The sequence below is a fragment of the Caballeronia sp. Lep1P3 genome (genome assembly GCF_022879595.1).
GTDB lineage: Bacteria > Pseudomonadota > Gammaproteobacteria > Burkholderiales > Burkholderiaceae > Caballeronia.
The window spans coordinates 1947329-1965294 of sequence record NZ_CP084265.1; the positions used below are offsets into that span (position 1 = coordinate 1947329).

The window sequence follows — 17966 nt, forward strand, 5'->3', positions numbered from 1 at the left end:
CCGTCCGATCCATAGCGACGCATCCGTTCCGGACGCGCGCCGCGCCCCGGCGCTGCCGCCGTCCGCTGCATTCTCAAGCGTCGCCAAAAAAAACAATGACCGACAAACATGCAGAGAACAACGATGCATTTCATCCGAACCTTCTTTTCAGTCCGCAGCCTCTTAAGCCTCGGACTCGTGCTGAATCTCTTCATCATGCGGCCTTCGGCGCTCGGGGAGCGCTATACGGCCATCGGCGTGCTGATCGCGCCGATCCTGACGGGCATGTACCTCTTTCACACGCATCGGCAGAAGCGCTACACGACGCCGCGTCTTCGCGCGGAGACGGCGTGCCTGCTCGCGCTGATGGCGGCGTACTGGATCTACGTCGCGCCCATTTCGATCGTGAACGAACGCTCGCAGCTCGAATGGACGCTCGGCGAACTGGTGACGACCGGCGTGATCGCGCTGTCCTACAGCGCCTTTTTGCTCGACGTGAACGCGAACCGTCTTTTCTTCCGGCAGCTTTGCACGGTGGTCGCGCTTCTCGGCCTGTCGAGCGTAGTCACTGAACTGCTCACGTTCTGGCTCGGCAGCAAGGACAGTCTCTATCTCTTCAGCCTTCCCGTGAAAGGCTACGCGGACTACACCGCCGACCCGCGCGCCGCGACCGGCGCAATCTACTTTCCGTTCTCGATGCTCTACAGCGACTTCGCATCCGGCACGGTGAAGTTCGACCGCTATTGCGCGTTCTTCCGCGAGGCGGGCATCTATCAGGCGATCGCGTGCTTCTGCCTCATCTACGAAGCGCTCACGCGCCGCTCAAGGCTCTTGATGGCGTGCATGATGGGCGGCGTCGTCTGCGCGTTCTCGACGCTCGGCATCGCGCTGCTCGCGATGTCGCTCGGGCTGCTCTTCATGCTCTCGGGACGCTCGCGCAAGACGCTGCTGCCGCGGCTCATCCTCACCGCGACGCTGGTGGCGATGGCGTGGCCCGTCGCGCTCTATACGCCTTACATCGGCATCAAGGACAAGGCGCGCACGCACGGCGAATCGATCAGCGACCGCGAGCGCTCGGTCGACCGCGCGCTCGCGAACTTCGCGGCGCGCCCGCTCGGCGTCGGGCTTTTCAGCGGCAAGGAAGCGAACGACGGCATTTCGCTGCTCGCGCAGATCGGCATGATCGGCCTCTTCGGATTCGCGTGTCAGGTGGTGATGCTCTCGGCGTGGCGGCCCGGAACGCGGCCGAATTGGCCGAAGATCGGTGCGTGCGCGCCGCTTTTGATCACCGCGCTATTCGCGCAGCCGATTGCCGGCGCGCCCACGGTCTACGTGATCCTGCTCGCGTATCTGCCGAGCCTGCGTCAGCAATCGGAGCGGCGCGGCAAACGGCGGCGCAAGACCGCGCGGAGGATGGCGCCGGCGCACGCGCAATACGGCCCCGCGCCGATGCCCACGCCCATGCCCGCGCTGATGACGCTTTCAGGCGATCAGATTGCCGGCTTGAACGCTGTCGCGCGTAACGCGTAGCGGCGTGCGGCATGCCGTGATGACGTTTCCCTGAACGAGACAGCGCGAGACGACCGTGATGCCTTCGGCGAAGCGGTCGATCGCGTTGTTCGCGATGACCGTGTCGATGGTCTCGGCATCCGGGATCAGAATGCCGGCGCTATCGGCTGCGGCGCCGCTTCCCTCGATGTGATTCGCGCTGATGACGACCTTGCGCTTCTCTCGCGCGTCGCCGCTCACGCTCGGGCGCGTGCCGACCTGAATGCCGTTATTGCGCGCGAGCACGCTCACGACGTTGCCGCTGATCGTAATCGCGCCGGTCGCGTCTTCGACGTGCAGCGTGCCGTTCGCGCTCGACGCGTTCGACGCCACCGTGTTGCCGACGACCGCGATGTCGGTGACGTGCGCGATATTGAGCGGCAAATCCATGACGAGCCTCTGCGCGGTGATCGTGTTGCCCTGAACGATGACGTTCGAGCAGCCGATATGCGGCGTGTTCACGCCGATCGACGCATCGATGCACACGTTCCCCGCGATATGAATGTGCGACGACGCGCGTCCGAGCGGCGCGCGTCGCACGTCGCCGGTCATGCCGGCCTGGTTGTTGATCTGCACGCCATACGTGCACGCTTCGAACTGGTTGTTGGTGACGAAAAGCCCGGTCAGGCCCGTGCCCATGAACCACGCGCCGAAGATGTTCGACTGTCGCGGCGTCGCGCCGATGGTGCGCGCCACGATGCAGTTGTTCTCGAACCGCTGGTTGCGCGCGTTGTCGACGACGTTGAGCACGCCCTGCATGTCGGCCTTGCTGGTGTTCGACAAATCGAAGGTGAGGTCGCGCACGAAACTGCCGTTGCCGCCCCACTCGAACGCCGCGCCGCCGCGCGCGGCATCGACGGTGGCTACGATCGTCGCGCCCTCGCCTTGCGTCGAAACCCCGCGCGCGTAGATGCCCGCCGTCACGCGATACGTCGCGCCGCAGAGCGACACGGCCGGCGCGCGACGCTGCCGCGCATGTTCATACGCGGCGTTGAGCGCGGCGGTATCGTCGGCGCGGCCATCGCCTTTCGCGCCGAACGCGAACGGCGTGATGGCGTCGAAGCTGGCGCGCGGCGCGGCGGACCACGCGGAGGCGATCGCGTCGAATGCGCCGAGGCCGACGCCTGCTTGCAACAGGAAACGTCGGCGGCTCTTGAGAGATGGCATGGGCAGGCACGCGTGAGCGTATGAAGGCCGGGGGCCTTGAATCTAACGTCACGCCCGCCTTCGCGACAGTGCGTGAGCGCGCATGCCCCGCGCTCAGTCGATGTCCGGCGGCGGATCGGCGGGTGGATCGGCGGGTGGATTCTCGCTGACCGGCAGCGTGAACCAGAAGCGCGCGCCGCACGCGCGCCCGTTCGCATCGACGCGATTCTCCGCGCCGATCCGCCCGCCGTGCGCCTCGACGATCGCGCGGCAGATCGCCAGCCCGAGCCCGATGCCCGGTTGCGCCGATTCCTTCTCGCCGCGCGTGAACTTGTCGAAGAGCCGGCTTTCCATGCCGGGCGGCACGCCGGGACCGTCATCGTCGATAAAGACGCGCACGAAGCGCGCATCGGCCTCATGCGTCTCTTCAGCGCCGATGCGGATCGGCGTGTTCGCGGGCGTGTACTTCGCGGCGTTTTCCAGCAGGTTCGCGAAGAGGCGCTCCATCAGCACGGCATCGAGCTGAAGAAGCGGCAGTTGCGGCGGCACGCGCACGGTCACGGACCGGCCGGCGAGCGTGCGCCTGAGGGTGCCGAGCGCCGCGCCGATGGTCTCCTCGAGCATCGACCACTGGCGGTTCAGCCGGATCGCGCCGGCTTGCAGACGCGCCATGTCGAGCAGATTCGTGACCAGGCCGCTCATGCGCAGCGCTTCCTCGTGAATCGCATGGACGAGTTCCTGCGACTGCGTGGCGAGGCTCGCGCCGCGCACGTCTTCCTCCAGCACCGACGCAAAGCCGACGATCGACGTCAACGGCGTGCGCAGGTCGTGCGAGATCGCGGACAAAAGCGAGTTGCGCAGCCGCTCGGACTCCATGTTGACGAGCGCGTCCTGCGCGATCTCGACGTAATGCACGCGTTCGAGCGCAATCGCGATCTGCGCCGCGAACGTTTCGATCATGCGGCGCTGCTCGGGCACCGCGAGTTCGCCCTCGCGCGCGACGACGAGCGCGAGCACGCCGCGCGTTCGCATCGGCGCGCGCAGCGGCAGATAGAGCGCATCGGCCGAGGGCAAGGTGTCGGTGCCGCGGCCAGCGGGCTTCTGCTGGTCGTAGACCCACTGCGCGACATCGAGATCGATACGCGCGGCGTCGAGCATCGCGCCGGCGTTCGGGTCGTCGACTTTCTGGCGCACGCGCTCGGAACCATCGGGCAACAGCATCGCGACTTGCGCCTGAAAGACCTCGGCCACATGCCGCGTGCCGATCTCGACGATCTGGCCCGTCATCAGCGCGGCGGCGAGTTCCTTCGTCATCGCGTACATCGCGCTCGTGCGCCGCTCGCGCTGCCTTGCGATGCGCGCCTCGCGCCGCAAGCTCGACGTGAGATGGCTGATCGTGAGCGACGTCGCGAGCATCACGCCGAAGGTGAGCAGATATTGCGTGTCGGTGACGGAGAACGACAGCGCGGGCGGCACGAAGAAGAAGTCGAACGCGGCGACGGACACGAACGAGAGCATCGCGCCGGGGCCGCGTCCGAGCCGCGCAGCGGCGAAGATCACGCCGAGCAGATACAGCATCACGAGATTGGCGAGCGCGATATGGCGCGCGGCCAGCATGCTCGCGATGAGCGTGATCGCCGCGCCGATCGCGAGCGCATACGCATACGCGCGCGGCGGCGAATGCGCGGGCGCGAGCCACGCGCCGAGCGCTTGCGCTTGCGCGTGCGCGTCGTCGCGCGAGCCGGTCGCGACGAGCGTCACGCCGATATCGGATGCACGCCGGATCATGCGCTCCGTCAGCGGCCTTCGAAACGCGCGCAGCCGCCCTCGCGCAGCCGGCGCACCCGCGACGAGCTTCGACACGTTGCGCATGCGCGCGTAATCGACGAGCGTGGCGGCGGCATCGGCGCCGTCGAGCGTGACGGTTTCCGCGCCGAGTCCGGCCGCGAGTTCGAGCGCGTCGAGCGTGCGCTTGCGCATAGCGGCGGAAAGGCGCTGGAGCTTCGGCGTTTCGACGTAGACCGCGAGCCAGTCCGCCCTGAGCGCCGCCGCGAGCCGCGCCGCCGCGCGCACGAGCGCCGCGCTTTCCGGCCCCGGCCCGACGCACGCGATCAGCCGCTCGCGCGCGCGCCAGATGCGCCCGATGGACTGATCCGCCCGATACTCGCGCATCTGCGCATCCACGCGATCGGCGGTGCGCCGCAGCGCCAGTTCGCGCAGCGCGATCAGATTGCCCTTGCGAAAGAAGTTGCGCACCGCGTGCTCGGCCTGCTGCGGCAGATAGACCTTGCCCTCGCGCAGGCGGTCGAGCAGTTCCTCGGGCGGCAGATCGACGAGCGTCACTTCGTCGGCGAGATCGAACACGCGGTCGGGCACCGTCTCGCGCACGCGAATGCCGGTGATGCGCCCGACGATATCGTTGAGGCTTTCGAGGTGCTGCACGTTGACGGTCGTGTACACGTCGATGCCCGCGTCGAGCAGTTCGTGCACGTCCTGCCAGCGCTTCGCATGCCGCGAGCCGGGCACGTTGGAATGCGCGAGTTCATCGACGAGAACGAGTTGCGGCTTGCGCGCGAGCGCCGCGTCGAGAGCGAATTCGTCGAGCGTGCGGCCGCGATAGCCGACATGCGCGGCGGGCAGCGTCTCGAGCGCGTCGCAGAGCGCCTCGGTTTCCCTGCGCCCATGCGTCTGCACGACGCCGATCGCGACATCAATGCCTTCGTCCCGCCGGCGGCGCGCGGCCTGCAGCATCGCGAACGTCTTGCCCACGCCCGCCGACGCGCCGAAGAACACCTTCAGCCGGCCGCGCCGGCGTTTCTCTTCGTCTCGTTGCAGCTTGTCGAGCAGTTCGTCGGGAGTTGGGCGCATGGCTCCTGTGCCGGTGTTTCCGCTACGCGATGGACGCGTTCAGCGAACGTTCGCCCGATCCAGCGCGAGGTTCAATTTAAGCACATTCACCGTGGGTTCCCCGAGCACGCCGAGTTGTCGCGCCGATGCCGCCTGCGCGACGAGCGCCTCGACCTGCGCAATCGGCATGTGCCGCGCCCGCGCGACGCGCGATGCCTGATATGCCGCCGCCGCGAGGCTGATGCCGGGATCGAGCCCGCTGCCGGATGCCGTGACGAGATCGACGGGCACGGGCGCATCGTTGGCGGGATCGGCTGCGCGCAGCGCGGCGATGCGCGACTTCACGGCATCGGCGAGCGCGGGGTTCGTCGGACCGAGGTTCGATCCGCCGGAGTTGCCCGCGTCATACGGATGCGGCGTCGTCGCGGACGGACGGCCCCAGAAATAGCGCGGCGCATCGAACGGCTGGCCGATGAGTTCGGAGCCGACCGCCTTGCCGTCGCGCTCGACGAGACTGCCGTTCGCCTGATGCCTGAACGCGGCCTGCGCGATCGCCGTCACCACGGCGGGATAGACGATACCCGTCACAACCGTCAGCGCGACGAACAGCACGGCGGCCGGGCGCAACATGTTCTTCATGATGTCTTTGCCTCGATTGAAGACGCGCTCAGTTCCAGCCGAGCGCGGTGATCGTCATGTCGATCAGCTTGATGGCCGGAAACGGCAACACGATGCCGCCAAGCCCGTACACGAGCAGATTGCGCCTGAGCAACGCAGCCGCGCCGAGAGCGCGATACGTCACGCCCTTCAACGCGAGCGGAATCAGGAACACGATGATGAGCGCGTTGAAGACGACCGCCGACAGGATCGCCGACGATGGCGACGCGAGATGCATCACGTCCAGCACGCGCAGTTGCGGATACGTCGTCGCGAACGCGGCGGGGATGATCGCGAAGTACTTGGCGACGTCGTTGGCGATGGAAAACGTCGTGAGCGAGCCGCGCGTCATCAGCATCTGCTTGCCGATCTCGACGATCTCGATGAGCTTCGTCGGATTCGAATCCAGATCGACCATGTTGCCCGCTTCCTTCGCGGCCTGCGTGCCGGTATTCATCGCGACCGCGACATCCGCCTGCGCGAGCGCGGGGGCGTCGTTGGTGCCGTCGCCCGTCATCGCGACGAGGCGCCCTTCTGCCTGATGCGCGCGGATGGTCGTGAGTTTCGTCTCCGGCGTCGCTTCGGCGAGAAAGTCGTCCACGCCCGCTTCCGCCGCGATCGCGGCAGCGGTGAGCCGGTTGTCGCCCGTGACCATCACCGTCTTGATGCCCATTCTGCGCAGTTCCGCGAAGCGTTCCCGGATGCCGCCCTTCACGATGTCCTTCAGTTCGATCACGCCGAGCGCGCGCGCCTCTTGCGCACCGCTTTCGGCGACGACGAGCGGCGTGCCGCCGCGCCGCGCGATATCGTCCACCGCGTGCTGCACGTCCTGCGGGAAGCGCCCGCCGCGTTCCTCGACATACTTGCGCAGCGCATCGGCGGCGCCCTTGCGGATCTCGCGCTTGCCCACGTCCACGCCGCTCATGCGCGTGTGCGCGCTGAACGCGAGAAAGGTCGCGCCGAGCGTGGCCATGTCGCGCTCGCGCATGCCGAAGCGCTGCTTCGCCAGCACGACGATGCTGCGCCCTTCCGGCGTCTCGTCGGCGAGCGAGGCAAGCTGCGCGGCATCGGCGAGATCGCGTTCTTCGACGCCCGGCGCCGGCACGAACGACGACGCCTGCCGGTTGCCGAGCGTGATCGTGCCGGTCTTGTCGAGCAGCAGCACGTCGACATCGCCGGCGGCTTCGACCGCGCGGCCCGAAGTCGCGATCACGTTCGCCTGCATCATGCGGCTCATGCCCGCGACGCCGATGGCGGACAGCAGACCGCCGATGGTCGTCGGGATGAGGCAGACGAGAAGCGCGACGAGCGCGGTCATCGTGACGACGTGTCCGGCTTTCGCGGCCTCGACCGCGAACATCGAGAACGGCAGCAGCGTCGCGGTCGCGAGCAGCAGGACGAGCGTGAGCGCGACGAGCAGGATCGTCAGCGCAACTTCGTTCGGCGTCTTCTGGCGCCTGGCGCCTTCGACCATCGCGATCATGCGGTCGAGAAACGCCTCGCCGGGGTCCGCGCTCACGCGCACGACGATCCAGTCGGACAGCACGCGCGTGCCGCCCGTCACCGACGAGAAATCGCCGCCCGACTCGCGAATGACCGGCGCGGATTCTCCGGTGATCGCGGATTCGTCGACGGATGCGACGCCTTCGATGACTTCGCCATCGGCGGGAACGGCGTCGCCGGCTTCGATCAGCACGACGTCGCCCCGGCGCAGGTCGCTCGACGCGACGATGCGAATGGGCAACTTCGGATGCGGCGCGTTGAGCTTTTTCGCCATGACGTTGTGCTTCGCGCTGCGCAGCGACGCCGCCTGCGCCTTCGAGCGGCCTTCCGCGAGCGCTTCCGCGAAATTCGCGAAGAGCACGGTGAACCACAGCCACAGCGCAATGGCAGCGATGAAGCCCGCAGGCGCTTCCGCCTGTCCCGCGAGCGCGGCGATCCACAACACCGTCGTCAGGATGCTGCCGACGTACACGCAGAACATCACCGGATTGCGAAGCTGCGTGCGCGGCGCGAGCTTGGCGAAGGCATCGGCGATGGCGGGTTTGACGAGCGCGGGATCGAACATCGAGCGCGCCGCCGTGCGCGCCTGCCCGAGATTGTCCGGACGATGCAGCGGCGCGTGATTCGATTCGTTCATTCTGTTCTCCGAAAGTCAGTGCGGCGCGATCATGCCGAGATGCTCGACGACAGGCCCGAGCGCGAGCGCGGGCACATAGGTCAGCGCGCCGACGAGCAACAGCGTGCCGAGCAGCAGCACCACGAAGAGCGGCCCGTGCGTCGGCAAGGTGCCCGCCGTGACCGCGAGGCGCTTTTTCGCGGCAAGCGAGCCGGCTATCGCGAGCACCGGCACGATCGATCCGAAGCGCCCGAACCACATCGCGACGCCGAGCAGGACGTTGTAAAACGGCGTGTTCACCGAAAGCCCCGCGAACGCGCTGCCGTTGTTGTTCGCGGCGGAGCTGAACGCATAAAGCACCTCCGAGAAGCCATGCGCGCCCGGATTGGCGATGCCCGCCTTGCCCGACGCCGCGAGCACCGCGACCGACGTGCCGGCGAGCACGATCAGCGGCGTGAGCAGGATCGCGATGGACACCATCTTCATTTCGAACGATTCGATCTTCTTGCCCGCGTATTCGGGCGTGCGGCCGATCATCAGCCCCGCGACGAACACGGCGAGCAGCGCGAACACGAGCATGCCGTACAGCCCCGAGCCGACGCCGCCGAAGACCACTTCGCCGAGCTGGATCAGAAGCATCGGGATGAGGCCGCCCAAAGGCGTAAGCGAGTCGTGCATGGCGTCGACAGCGCCGCACGACGCGGCTGTCGTCGCGACCGTGAAGATGCCGGACTGCGCGATGCCAAAGCGCGTCTCCTTGCCTTCCATGTTGCCGCCCGCCTGCAACGCGGACGCGTGGCTGTCGACATGGAGCGCTGCAAGGAGCGGATTGCCCGCCTGCTCCGCCGATATCTCGCCGACGCATGCAGCGGCGAACGCGATCGTCATCGCCGCGAGTACGGCATGACCTTGCCGCCTGTCGCCGATCATGCGGCCGAACATGACGCAGAGCGCGGCCGGAATGACGAGCATCGCGATCATCTGCATGAGGTTGGAAAGCGGCGTCGGGTTCTCGTACGGATGCGCCGAGTTCGCGTTGAAGAAGCCGCCGCCGTTGGTGCCGAGCATCTTGATCGCTTCCTGCGAGGCGACGGGGCCCATCGGCAAGGTTTGCGCCGCTGTCGTCGCCGTGGCCTGGAGCGTCGAAACGTCCTGATACGGCCTGAAGTTCTGAATCACGCCCTGGCTCACGAAAAGGAGCGCGAGCACGACCGCGAGCGGCGCGAGCACGTACAGCGTCGTGCGCGTGAGATCGACCCAGAAGTTGCCGATGGTCCGCGCGCTGTGCCGCGTGAAGCCGCGAATCAGCGCGACGACGACCGCGATGCCCGTCGCCGCCGACAGGAAGTTCTGCACCGTGAGGCCGAGCATCTGCGCGAGATAGCCGAGCGTGCTTTCGCCGGCATAGTCCTGCCAGTTCGTATTGGTGACGAAGCTGAGCGCCGTGTTGAACGCGGCGTCGGGCGGCATCGCGGCCATGTGTTGCGGGTTCACCGGCAGCACGGGTTGCAATCGCAGAAGCGCATAGAGGACGAGCGCGCCCAGCGCATTGAAAAGCAGCACGGCGAGCGCGTAATGCTTCCACGACATCTCGGCGTTCGCATCGACGCCCGCTGCGCGATAGAGCGCCGTCTCGATGCGCCTCATCTTGCGCACGGCGATCGAGGAGCCGTCGAACACCGCGCTCATGTATCGGCCGAGCGGAAAGGCAAGCGCGAGCAGCACGGCGATGAAAAGCGCCGTCTGCGTGAAGGTGTTCGCGTTCATTCGAGATCCTCCGCGCGCAGAAGCGCGTAGACGAGATACGCGAAGAGCAGCAGCGCCGATGCGCCCGCGAGCGCGATCATCCAGGCGGTCATGAGCGCGCTCCCGACGAGCGGCGGCGCAGGCGCTCGCAGCCTTGCGTCAGCGCGACGCAAACGCCCGTAAAGGCCGCGATGCCGGCGAGGTAAAGCAGGTCCATTTCCGTTCTTCCTCTTGGGGGCTTCGTATGAGAGGAAGGTTAGGGAAACGGGTGTTAAGGGCGTGGAAAGAGTGATATGCGGCGCGTAAAAATGCCGTATACGCGCGCTTCGGCGATGAAGGGCGCTTGCGCAAGCAGCCGGGCGGTATCATTCGAGGTTCCGTCGACCGTCAGACAAGCACTCGCCGTCCAATGAAAATCGCCACCTGGAACGTCAACTCCCTGAAAGTCCGTCTTCAACACGTCATCCAGTGGTTGCAGCTCTCGCAGGTCGATGTCCTGTGCCTTCAGGAACTCAAGCTGCCCGACGAGAAATTTCCCCGCGCCGAACTCGAAGCGGCCGGCTACAAAAGCTGGTTCGCCGGACAGAAGACGTATAACGGCGTCGGCATTCTCGTGCGCGACGGCATCGAAGTGCACGACGCCACCGTCGTGCGGAACATTCCCGGTTTCGAGGACTTGCAGCAGCGCGTGATCGCGGCGACCGTGAACGGCACCCGCGTGGTGTCCGCGTACTTTCCGAACGGACAGGCGCCCGGCAGCGACAAGTTCGCGTACAAGATGCGCTGGCTGGATGCGCTGCGCGAATGGCTGCGCGAAGAGATGACGCAGCATCCGAAGCTCGCGCTGCTCGGCGACTACAACATCGCGCCCGAAGACCGCGACGTGCACGACCCGAAAGCGTGGGAAGGACAGAACCTCGTCTCGCCCGACGAGCGCGCGCACTTCATGCAGCTCGTCGGACTCGGCCTCACGGATGCATTCCGCAAGTTCGAGCAGCCGGAGAAGCTCTTCACATGGTGGGATTACCGGATGATGGCGTTCCGCCGCAATGCGGGTCTGCGCATCGATCACATTCTGCTGTCGTCGGAACTCGCGGCGCTTTGCACGTCATGCGAAGTCGACAAGGTGCCGCGCAAGTGGGATCAGCCGTCAGATCACGCGCCCGTCGTCGCGACCATTGGCTGCTGATCCCTCACCTTGCTCGTGCGCTCACGCGTCGAGATGCAGCTCCTGAATCTTGCGCGTGATCGTATTGCGGCCGATGCCCAGCCGCTCGGCCGCTTCGACCTTGCGTCCGCGCGTGAAGTCGAGCGCCTCGCGGATCACGGCCGCTTCGAAACGGCGGGCGAGTTCGTCCATCACGTCGGCGGAATTCTCGCGTAGCAGACGGGCCACTTCCGTTCGCAAGCCGCTCTCCCAGACGCTCACCGGCACGCCCGCCGGCGCCATGACGCCCGCCGTTGCGCCCCCCGCAGGCAGCGACGCGCCGTTCGGCGCGACCGCGCCATCCGTCGATACGGCGATGCTTTCCGGCGACGCGTCCTGACGCGGCGTGAGGTCCGGCGGCAAATCCTTTCGCTCGATGACCTGCGCGGGCGCCATCACCGTGAGCCAGTTGCATAGATTCTCCAGTTGCCGCACGTTGCCCGGAAACGGCAGCGACGCGAGATACGCGAGCGCATCGTCGGATACGCGCTTCGGCTCCACGCCGAGATCGCGCGCGCTCTTTTGCAGGAAGTGCCGCGTGAGCAACGGAATGTCCTCGCTGCGCTCGCGCAATGCGGGCAGGCGCAGGCGAATCACGTTCAGACGATGGTACAAGTCCTCGCGGAACATGCCTTGCCGCACGCGCGAATCCAGATTCTGATGCGTCGCCGCGATCACGCGCACGTTGGCGCGCAGCGGATTGTGCCCGCCCACGCGATAGAACTGCCCGTCCGACAGCACGCGCAACAGGCGCGTTTGCAGATCGAACGGCATGTCGCCGATCTCATCGAGGAAAAGCGTGCCGTTCTCCGCCTGCTCGAAGCGGCCCTGGCGCATGGCCTGCGCGCCCGTGAACGCGCCGCGCTCGTGACCGAATAGTTCGGACTCCAGCAGGTCTTTCGGAATCGCCGCCGTGTTGAGCGCGATGAACGGCCCGTTCGCGCGCGGGCTATGCCGGTGCAACGCGCGCGCGACAAGCTCCTTTCCGGTGCCCGATTCGCCCGTGATGAGCACGGTCGCCGCCGAATGCGACAAGCGGCCGATCGCGCGGAACATGTCCTGCATCGCGGGCGCCTGGCCGAGCATCTCGGGCGTCTCGGTCACGCGCTCGTCGTAGGCGGCTTGGCCGCGCATGCTTTCGTCGACGGCGCGGCGAATCAGCTCGACGGCCTTGTCGATGTCGAATGGCTTCGCCAGATATTCGAATGCGCCGCCCTGGAACGCGGCCACGGCGCTATCGAGATCGGAGAACGCCGTCATGATGATGACCGGCAAGCCCGGCAGCCGGTCGCGCACGGTTTGCAGCAGTTCGAGCCCCGAGCCGCCCGGCATGCGGATATCGGAAACCAGCACTTGCGGGCTTTCGGTTTCGAGCGCGGCGAGCGCGTCGCGCACGCCGGAGAAACTGCGCGTCGTGAAGTTCTCTCGTGCGAGCGCTTTTTCGAGCACCCAGCGGATGGATTGGTCGTCGTCTACTATCCAGATCGGCTTCATATCGTTCGGCGAGAAGTCTTCGTGTGGTCGGTATGTGCCCGTCGAAACGCTCAGGCTTCACCGCTCGCGCGGCGGTGCCTGTGGGGAGTCGGTCGTGCGTGTCGGTCGATGGCAGGCTCCTGCCCTTCAGTTTCCGAAAGGCAGCAGGATGGCGAATTCGGTGCAGCCCGGCCTGCTTTCCACTTCGATGAGTCCGTCATGCTGCTGCACGAAGGACTGCGCGAGCGTGAGACCGAGACCGCTGCCATCTTCCCGGCCCGACACGAGCGGAAAAAAGATGCGGTCGCGTATCTCGCTGGCGATGCCGGGACCGTTATCGGTGATATGCAAGTCCAGTGCCAGTTTGTGCAGGCGCTTGCCGATCGTCACCTTGCGCGCGATGCGCGTGCGCAGTTCGATCTTCGCGTCGCCCTGCGAGATGCGCTCCTTGAGCGCTTCGGCCGCATTGCGCACGATGTTGAGCAGCGCCTGAATCAGTTGTTCCTTGTCGCCGCGCAGATCGGGCACGCTCACGTCGTAGTCGCGCTCGATCGTGAGGCCGCGCGGAAACTCCGCGAGAATGACCGCGCGCACGCGCTCGCAGACTTCGTGGATGTTCACGTCGCCGACGATATGCGGATGCCGGTGCGGCTCCAGCAGGCGATCGACGAGCGTCTGCAGACGATCGGACTCCTTGATGATGACCTGCGTGTATTCGCGCAACTCGTCGCGTTCGCGCGCGCCGAGTTCGAGCTCCAGCAGTTGCGCGGCGCCACGAATGCCGCCGAGCGGGTTCTTGATTTCATGCGCGAGGTTGCGGATCAACTGCTTGTTGACCGCCGTGAGATCGTGAATGCGCTCCTCGCGGTCCGTGCGCAAGTGGCGCTCGTTCTCGATGAGTTCGAGCAGCACGTAATCGGTGGCCGCTTCGAGATACGCGACGATCGCATGCACATGAACCGCCTCGCGCCCGGCGCGCTCGAGCACGGCATCGAGCCGCGTCGCGTTGAAGCGGTTCTCCGCGATCGACGCGATGGTCGTCGCGAGTTCGTCGGCGTTGGCGAAAAGCTCGGGCCAGTGCGTCTGCGTGAGCTGCTTGCGCGACATCTCCAGCATCGACTCCGCCGACGGATTCGCATACGCGATTTCGAGCGTGCGCTTGTCCAGCACGAGCACGACGGTCGGCAGCGCTTCGAGTCCGGGCAACAGGCCGGTCGCGGCGAGCTGCGTGTCGTCGGAAAGCGCGTCGGCGTGGCCCTTTCTCGCCTTGATCAGATTCTTGAGCACCATCGTGCAGTCAGTGAGGTCGTTCGTGACACCGATCTTCTTCTCGTTGCCCAAGCGCGCGAGCGATTAAAAAAGGGACGGCGCACCGTCCCTCGCGCCGTCCCTTTTCCATCGCAGCGAACATGTGCGGCGCGCTTCATCGAACGGGATTCAACGAAGCGCGCACGCGTCATGTGTCTTACAGCGAGTAGTACATCTCGAACTCGATCGGATGCACCGACTGACGATAACGCTGCAACTCTTGCGTCTTCAGTTCGATGTAGGCGTCGAGCATCGAGTCCGTGAACACGCCGCCGCGCGTCAGAAACTCGCGATCCGCGTCGAGTGCGTCGAGTGCCTGGTCCAGGCCGGCGCACACGGTCGGGATCTTCTTGTCTTCTTCCGGCGGCAGGTCGTACAGATTCTTGTCCGCGGCTTCGCCCGGATGAATCTTGTTCTGCACGCCGTCGAGACCCGCCATCATCAGCGCGGAGAAGCACAGGTACGGATTCGCGAGCGGATCCGGGAAGCGCGTTTCGATACGGCGGCCCTTCGGGTTCGACACGTGCGGAATGCGGATCGACGCCGAACGGTTGCGCGCCGAGTAAGCCAGCTTCACGGGCGCTTCGAAGTGCGGCACGAGACGCTTGTACGAGTTCGTGCCGGGGTTCGTGATCGCGTTGAGCGCGCGCGCATGCTTGATGATGCCGCCGATATAGAACAGCGCGAATTCCGACAGGCCCGCGTAGCCGTTGCCCGCGAACAGGTTCTGGCCGTCCTTCCAGATCGACTGGTGAACGTGCATGCCCGAACCGTTATCGCCGACGATCGGCTTCGGCATGAACGTCGCCGTCTTGCCGTAGGTATGCGCGACGTTGTGGATGATGTACTTCATCTGCTGCAGCCAGTCCGCGCGCTGCACGAGCGTCGAGAACTTGGTGCCGATTTCGTTCTGGCCCTGGCCCGCGACTTCGTGGTGATGCACTTCGACCGGAATGCCGATCTGCTCGAGCAGCAAGCACATTTCCGAGCGGATGTCCTGGAACGTGTCCACGGGCGCTACCGGGAAGTAGCCGCCCTTCGTGCCCGGACGGTGGCCGGTGTTGCCGCCTTCGAATTCCTTCGCCGACGACCACGGCGCTTCTTCCGAACCGATCTTCAGGAACGTGCCCGACTGATCCGTGTTCCATTGCACCGAGTCGAAAATGAAGAATTCCGGCTCCGGACCGAAGAAGGCGGTGTCGCCGAGGCCCGAGCTTTTCAGATACGCTTCCGCGCGCTTCGCGAGCGAACGCGGGTCGCGCTCGTAGCCCTTGCCGTCGGCCGGCTCGACGACGTCGCAGGTCAGCACGAGCGTGGATTCTTCGTAGAACGGGTCGATGAAGGCGGTATCCGCGTCCGGGACGAGCAGCATGTCCGACGCTTCGATGCCCTTCCAGCCGGCGATGGACGAACCGTCGAAAGCGTGGCCGCTTTCAAATTTGTCTTCGTCGAATGCCGAGACCGGCACGGAAACGTGTTGTTCTTTGCCGCGCGTGTCGGTGAAGCGGAAATCGACAAACTTGACGTCCTCGTCCTTGACGAGTTGCATGACGTCGGCCACGGATTTACTCATTACCTATCTCCTGATTAACAAAAGTCGGCGAATCGCTCCGCCGCCTCGACCAATTCTGCACTTCCGTTTCAATCGAGGATCAAAAAGCAGCTTCCGTGCCAAGCGTTTATGTTTCCCGCCAAGTCACTGAAGCAGCGAGGGTTTTTGCTGACGCGGCTCACGCTGGGTAAGCCGGATGCCGATCCGCTTCGCGCTGCGCGCCCAAAATCGGTGCATGTACCTTGTGCGCCATGATTGGCCGCACTAAATCAGTGCATGGCGCGTTACCTGCACCGAACCGATGCATCGCCCGCCTTCGCGTGCCGACGCTAGAATCGAAGTTTCGACTCGACGGAGACACGCGCCATGAGCACGCTCGAACAACTTTACGGCAAGGCCGCGGGCCGCGCCGCCGAAAACAGTCTGACTTACGCGGGCGCCCTGCTTCCCGCCGAGGCGTTCGAACTGCTGCAGCTCGAACCGCGCACCCGCCTCGTCGATGTCCGCACGCGCGCCGAACTGGACTGGGTTGGCCGTCCGGCGATCAACGGGGAACAGTACGCGCATATCGAGTGGATCCGCTATCCCGGCTCGGTGCCGAACGCCGAGTTTATCCAACAATTACGACAAATCGCCACCGACGATACACCGCTCGTCTTCCTGTGCCGAAGCGCCGCGCGCTCGAAGCTCGCTGCCGTCGCCGCGCAAAAGGAAGGTTTCGCACACGCCTACGATCTGCTGGAAGGCTTCGAGGGCGACAAGGACGGCCAGGGACATCGCAAGACGGTGTCGGGATGGTGCTTTCGCGGGCTGCCTTGGATGGGAGCCTAAGCCGCCCACCACGCGCCGATCACTCTTGCACTGTATCCAGCAGCGCCCGCACGCGCCTCACCCGCGCTTCGTCGACCGGTGCGAGCGCCTTGCCGTCGACGCGCACGCCCGAGCCGAAGTGCACCGCGCTGACGCCGGTGCGCGCGACGAACGGCGCCACCGCGTTCACCGTCAGGCCCGCGCCGGCGAGCACGGTGCAGCGCGTGCCTGACGAAAGCGCGACCAGCCCGGCGATGGCCGATTCCGCCTCCAGCACCGACGCCGCGCCGCCGGAAGTCAGCACGTTCGTCACCGCATCGAAGCGCAGCAGCGTATCGAACGCCTGACACAGATCGCGCGCCTCGTCGATTGCGCGATGAAACGTAAGCGGCAGACCATCGGCGGCTTCGATGATGCGCGAAAGACCGTCCGTGTCGATATCGCCGTCCGACCGCAGCATGCCGACGACGATCGCACTGGCGCGCGTTTTCGCGATCGCGCGGACGTCGCGCAGCATGACGGCGTAGTCGTCGGCGTCGTAGACGAAGGAACGGCTGTGCGGCCGCACGATCACGTTCACCGGAATCGCGACCGCCTGCGCCACCGATTCGATCAGCCCGATGCTCGGCGTGAGGCCGCCCTCGCCCATCGCCGTGACCAGTTCGATGCGGTTCGCCCCGCCGCGCTCGGCGGCGCGCGCGTCGGCGACAGTCGTCGCGATGACTTCGAGCAAAATCACGCCGCCTGCTCCGGCGGCACTTCGACCACTTCGCCGCCCAGCGCGATCACGCCCTCGCGCAATGCCTCGAATGCCGCGTTCGCGCGCTCGGGGTCGCCCTTCACGCCGAGATCGATATGCGAACGCGCGTAGAGCGCGCCGCGCGCCGCATCGCCGACGCTCGGCAGGCTGAACGCGCGCACGCCTTCGAAATCGCGCTCGATCGCGATCATCAGCGGCGTGATGCGCGATTCCGGCAATCCGAAGACGAGCAGCGAACGCTCGACGTAAGGCGTCGCGTGATGCAGATGCGCGTACTTCGTGTCGAGCACCCATTCGATCATCGGCCAGGCCATCACCGGAAAGCCCGGCACGAAATGATGATCGCGCACTGTGAAGCCAGGAATCTTGTTGAAGCTGTTCGGAATGATCTCAGCGCCCTTCGGAAACATGCCCATATTCAGGCGATGCAGGTTTTCCGGGGAATCGAGATCGACGGGCTTGTCCTGCGCCTGGGCCGCCATGTCGCGGATGCGCGCGCGGATCAGCTCGGCCGCTTCCGGATGCAGTTCCAGCGGCACGCCGAGCGCCCTGGCCGCGCACTGGCGCGTGTGATCGTCGGGCGTCGCGCCGATGCCGCCGGTCGAGAACACGATATCGCCCGATGCGAACGTGCGCGCGAGCGTCGCCGTGATGCGCGCGGGGTCGTCGCCGACGTATTCAGCCCAGTCGAGCGCCAGCCCGCGCGCGCCGAGCAATTCGATGACCTTCGGCAGATGCTTGTCGGTGCGCCGCCCGGACAGGATTTCGTCGCCGATGATGATGACGCCAATGCCCATGAATCCCTCTTCGTTAT

At 65.9% G+C, this 17966-nt stretch carries 15 protein-coding genes; 3 read left to right on the top strand and 12 right to left on the bottom strand.

Going from position 1 to position 17966, the window contains the following annotated elements:
- Positions 1-123 precede the first annotated feature (123 nt).
- Positions 124-1509, top strand: a complete 1386-nt coding sequence (locus tag LDZ27_RS09170; protein WP_244813802.1) for a hypothetical protein — start codon at positions 124-126, stop codon at positions 1507-1509.
- On the opposite strand, the gene LDZ27_RS09175 is transcribed toward LDZ27_RS09170, so the two are convergent.
- The 7 genes from LDZ27_RS09175 to LDZ27_RS09205 form a co-directional block, all read right to left on the bottom strand.
- Positions 1462-2694 (bottom strand): glycoside hydrolase family 55 protein, encoded by a 1233-nt coding sequence (locus tag LDZ27_RS09175; RefSeq protein WP_244813803.1) that lies wholly within the window; start codon positions 2692-2694, stop codon positions 1462-1464. The two genes, LDZ27_RS09170 and LDZ27_RS09175, sit on opposite strands and share 48 nt — an antisense overlap.
- A 93-nt stretch (positions 2695-2787) precedes the next feature.
- Positions 2788-5541 carry a sensor histidine kinase KdpD gene (locus tag LDZ27_RS09180; RefSeq protein ID WP_244813804.1) on the bottom strand — a complete coding sequence of 918 codons (2754 nt, stop codon included), beginning with the start codon at positions 5539-5541 and terminating at the stop codon, positions 2788-2790.
- A gap of 39 nt (positions 5542-5580) precedes the next feature.
- A complete protein-coding gene (gene kdpC / locus LDZ27_RS09185) occupies positions 5581-6159 on the bottom strand; it encodes a potassium-transporting ATPase subunit KdpC (RefSeq protein ID WP_244813805.1) in 579 nt (192 codons plus the stop codon).
- A gap of 28 nt (positions 6160-6187) precedes the next feature.
- Positions 6188-8317, bottom strand: coding sequence for a potassium-transporting ATPase subunit KdpB (gene kdpB / locus LDZ27_RS09190; RefSeq protein WP_304656712.1), 2130 nt, complete (start codon positions 8315-8317; stop codon positions 6188-6190).
- Positions 8318-8332: 15 nt separating this feature from the next.
- Positions 8333-10063, bottom strand: a complete 1731-nt coding sequence (gene kdpA / locus LDZ27_RS09195) for a potassium-transporting ATPase subunit KdpA (RefSeq protein WP_244813806.1) — start codon at positions 10061-10063, stop codon at positions 8333-8335.
- Entirely contained in the window at positions 10060-10155 is a 96-nt protein-coding gene (locus tag LDZ27_RS09200; protein WP_244813807.1) for a potassium-transporting ATPase subunit F, read from the bottom strand. Before LDZ27_RS09200 ends, kdpA begins: the two co-directional genes overlap by 4 nt.
- Complete coding sequence (locus tag LDZ27_RS09205) at positions 10152-10259, bottom strand: potassium ABC transporter ATPase (protein ID WP_244813808.1); 108 nt, start codon at positions 10257-10259, stop codon at positions 10152-10154. The genes LDZ27_RS09200 and LDZ27_RS09205 overlap by 4 nt, the downstream gene beginning before the upstream one ends.
- A 192-nt stretch (positions 10260-10451) precedes the next feature.
- Between LDZ27_RS09205 and xth the strand changes: the two genes are divergently transcribed.
- A complete protein-coding gene (gene xth, locus LDZ27_RS09210; RefSeq protein WP_244813809.1) occupies positions 10452-11231 on the top strand; it encodes an exodeoxyribonuclease III in 780 nt (259 codons plus the stop codon).
- Positions 11232-11252: 21 nt separating this feature from the next.
- On the opposite strand, the gene ntrC is transcribed toward xth, so the two are convergent.
- The 3 genes from ntrC to glnA form a co-directional block, all read right to left on the bottom strand.
- The gene (gene ntrC, locus LDZ27_RS09215; protein WP_244813810.1) at positions 11253-12743 is read right to left on the bottom strand and encodes a nitrogen regulation protein NR(I); all 1491 of its coding nucleotides are present in this window, start codon (positions 12741-12743) and stop codon (positions 11253-11255) included.
- A gap of 126 nt (positions 12744-12869) precedes the next feature.
- Positions 12870-14012: a nitrogen regulation protein NR(II) gene (gene glnL / locus LDZ27_RS09220; RefSeq protein WP_244816098.1), complete on the bottom strand. Its 1143-nt coding sequence runs from the start codon at positions 14010-14012 to the stop codon at positions 12870-12872.
- A gap of 175 nt (positions 14013-14187) precedes the next feature.
- A complete protein-coding gene (gene glnA, locus LDZ27_RS09225; RefSeq protein WP_244813811.1) occupies positions 14188-15603 on the bottom strand; it encodes a type I glutamate--ammonia ligase in 1416 nt (471 codons plus the stop codon).
- Positions 15604-15948: 345 nt separating this feature from the next.
- Here glnA and LDZ27_RS09230 point away from each other — a divergent pair, with 345 nt between their 5' ends.
- Positions 15949-16413 (top strand): rhodanese-like domain-containing protein, encoded by a 465-nt coding sequence (locus LDZ27_RS09230; protein WP_244813812.1) that lies wholly within the window; start codon positions 15949-15951, stop codon positions 16411-16413.
- A gap of 19 nt (positions 16414-16432) precedes the next feature.
- Here LDZ27_RS09230 and LDZ27_RS09235 read toward each other — a convergent pair whose 3' ends face one another.
- Positions 16433-17131, bottom strand: a complete 699-nt coding sequence (locus LDZ27_RS09235; RefSeq protein WP_244813813.1) for a copper homeostasis protein CutC — start codon at positions 17129-17131, stop codon at positions 16433-16435.
- Positions 17128-17949, bottom strand: coding sequence for a molybdopterin-binding protein (locus LDZ27_RS09240; protein WP_244813814.1), 822 nt, complete (start codon positions 17947-17949; stop codon positions 17128-17130). Before LDZ27_RS09240 ends, LDZ27_RS09235 begins: the two co-directional genes overlap by 4 nt.
- Between the last annotated feature and the right edge of the window lie 17 nt (positions 17950-17966).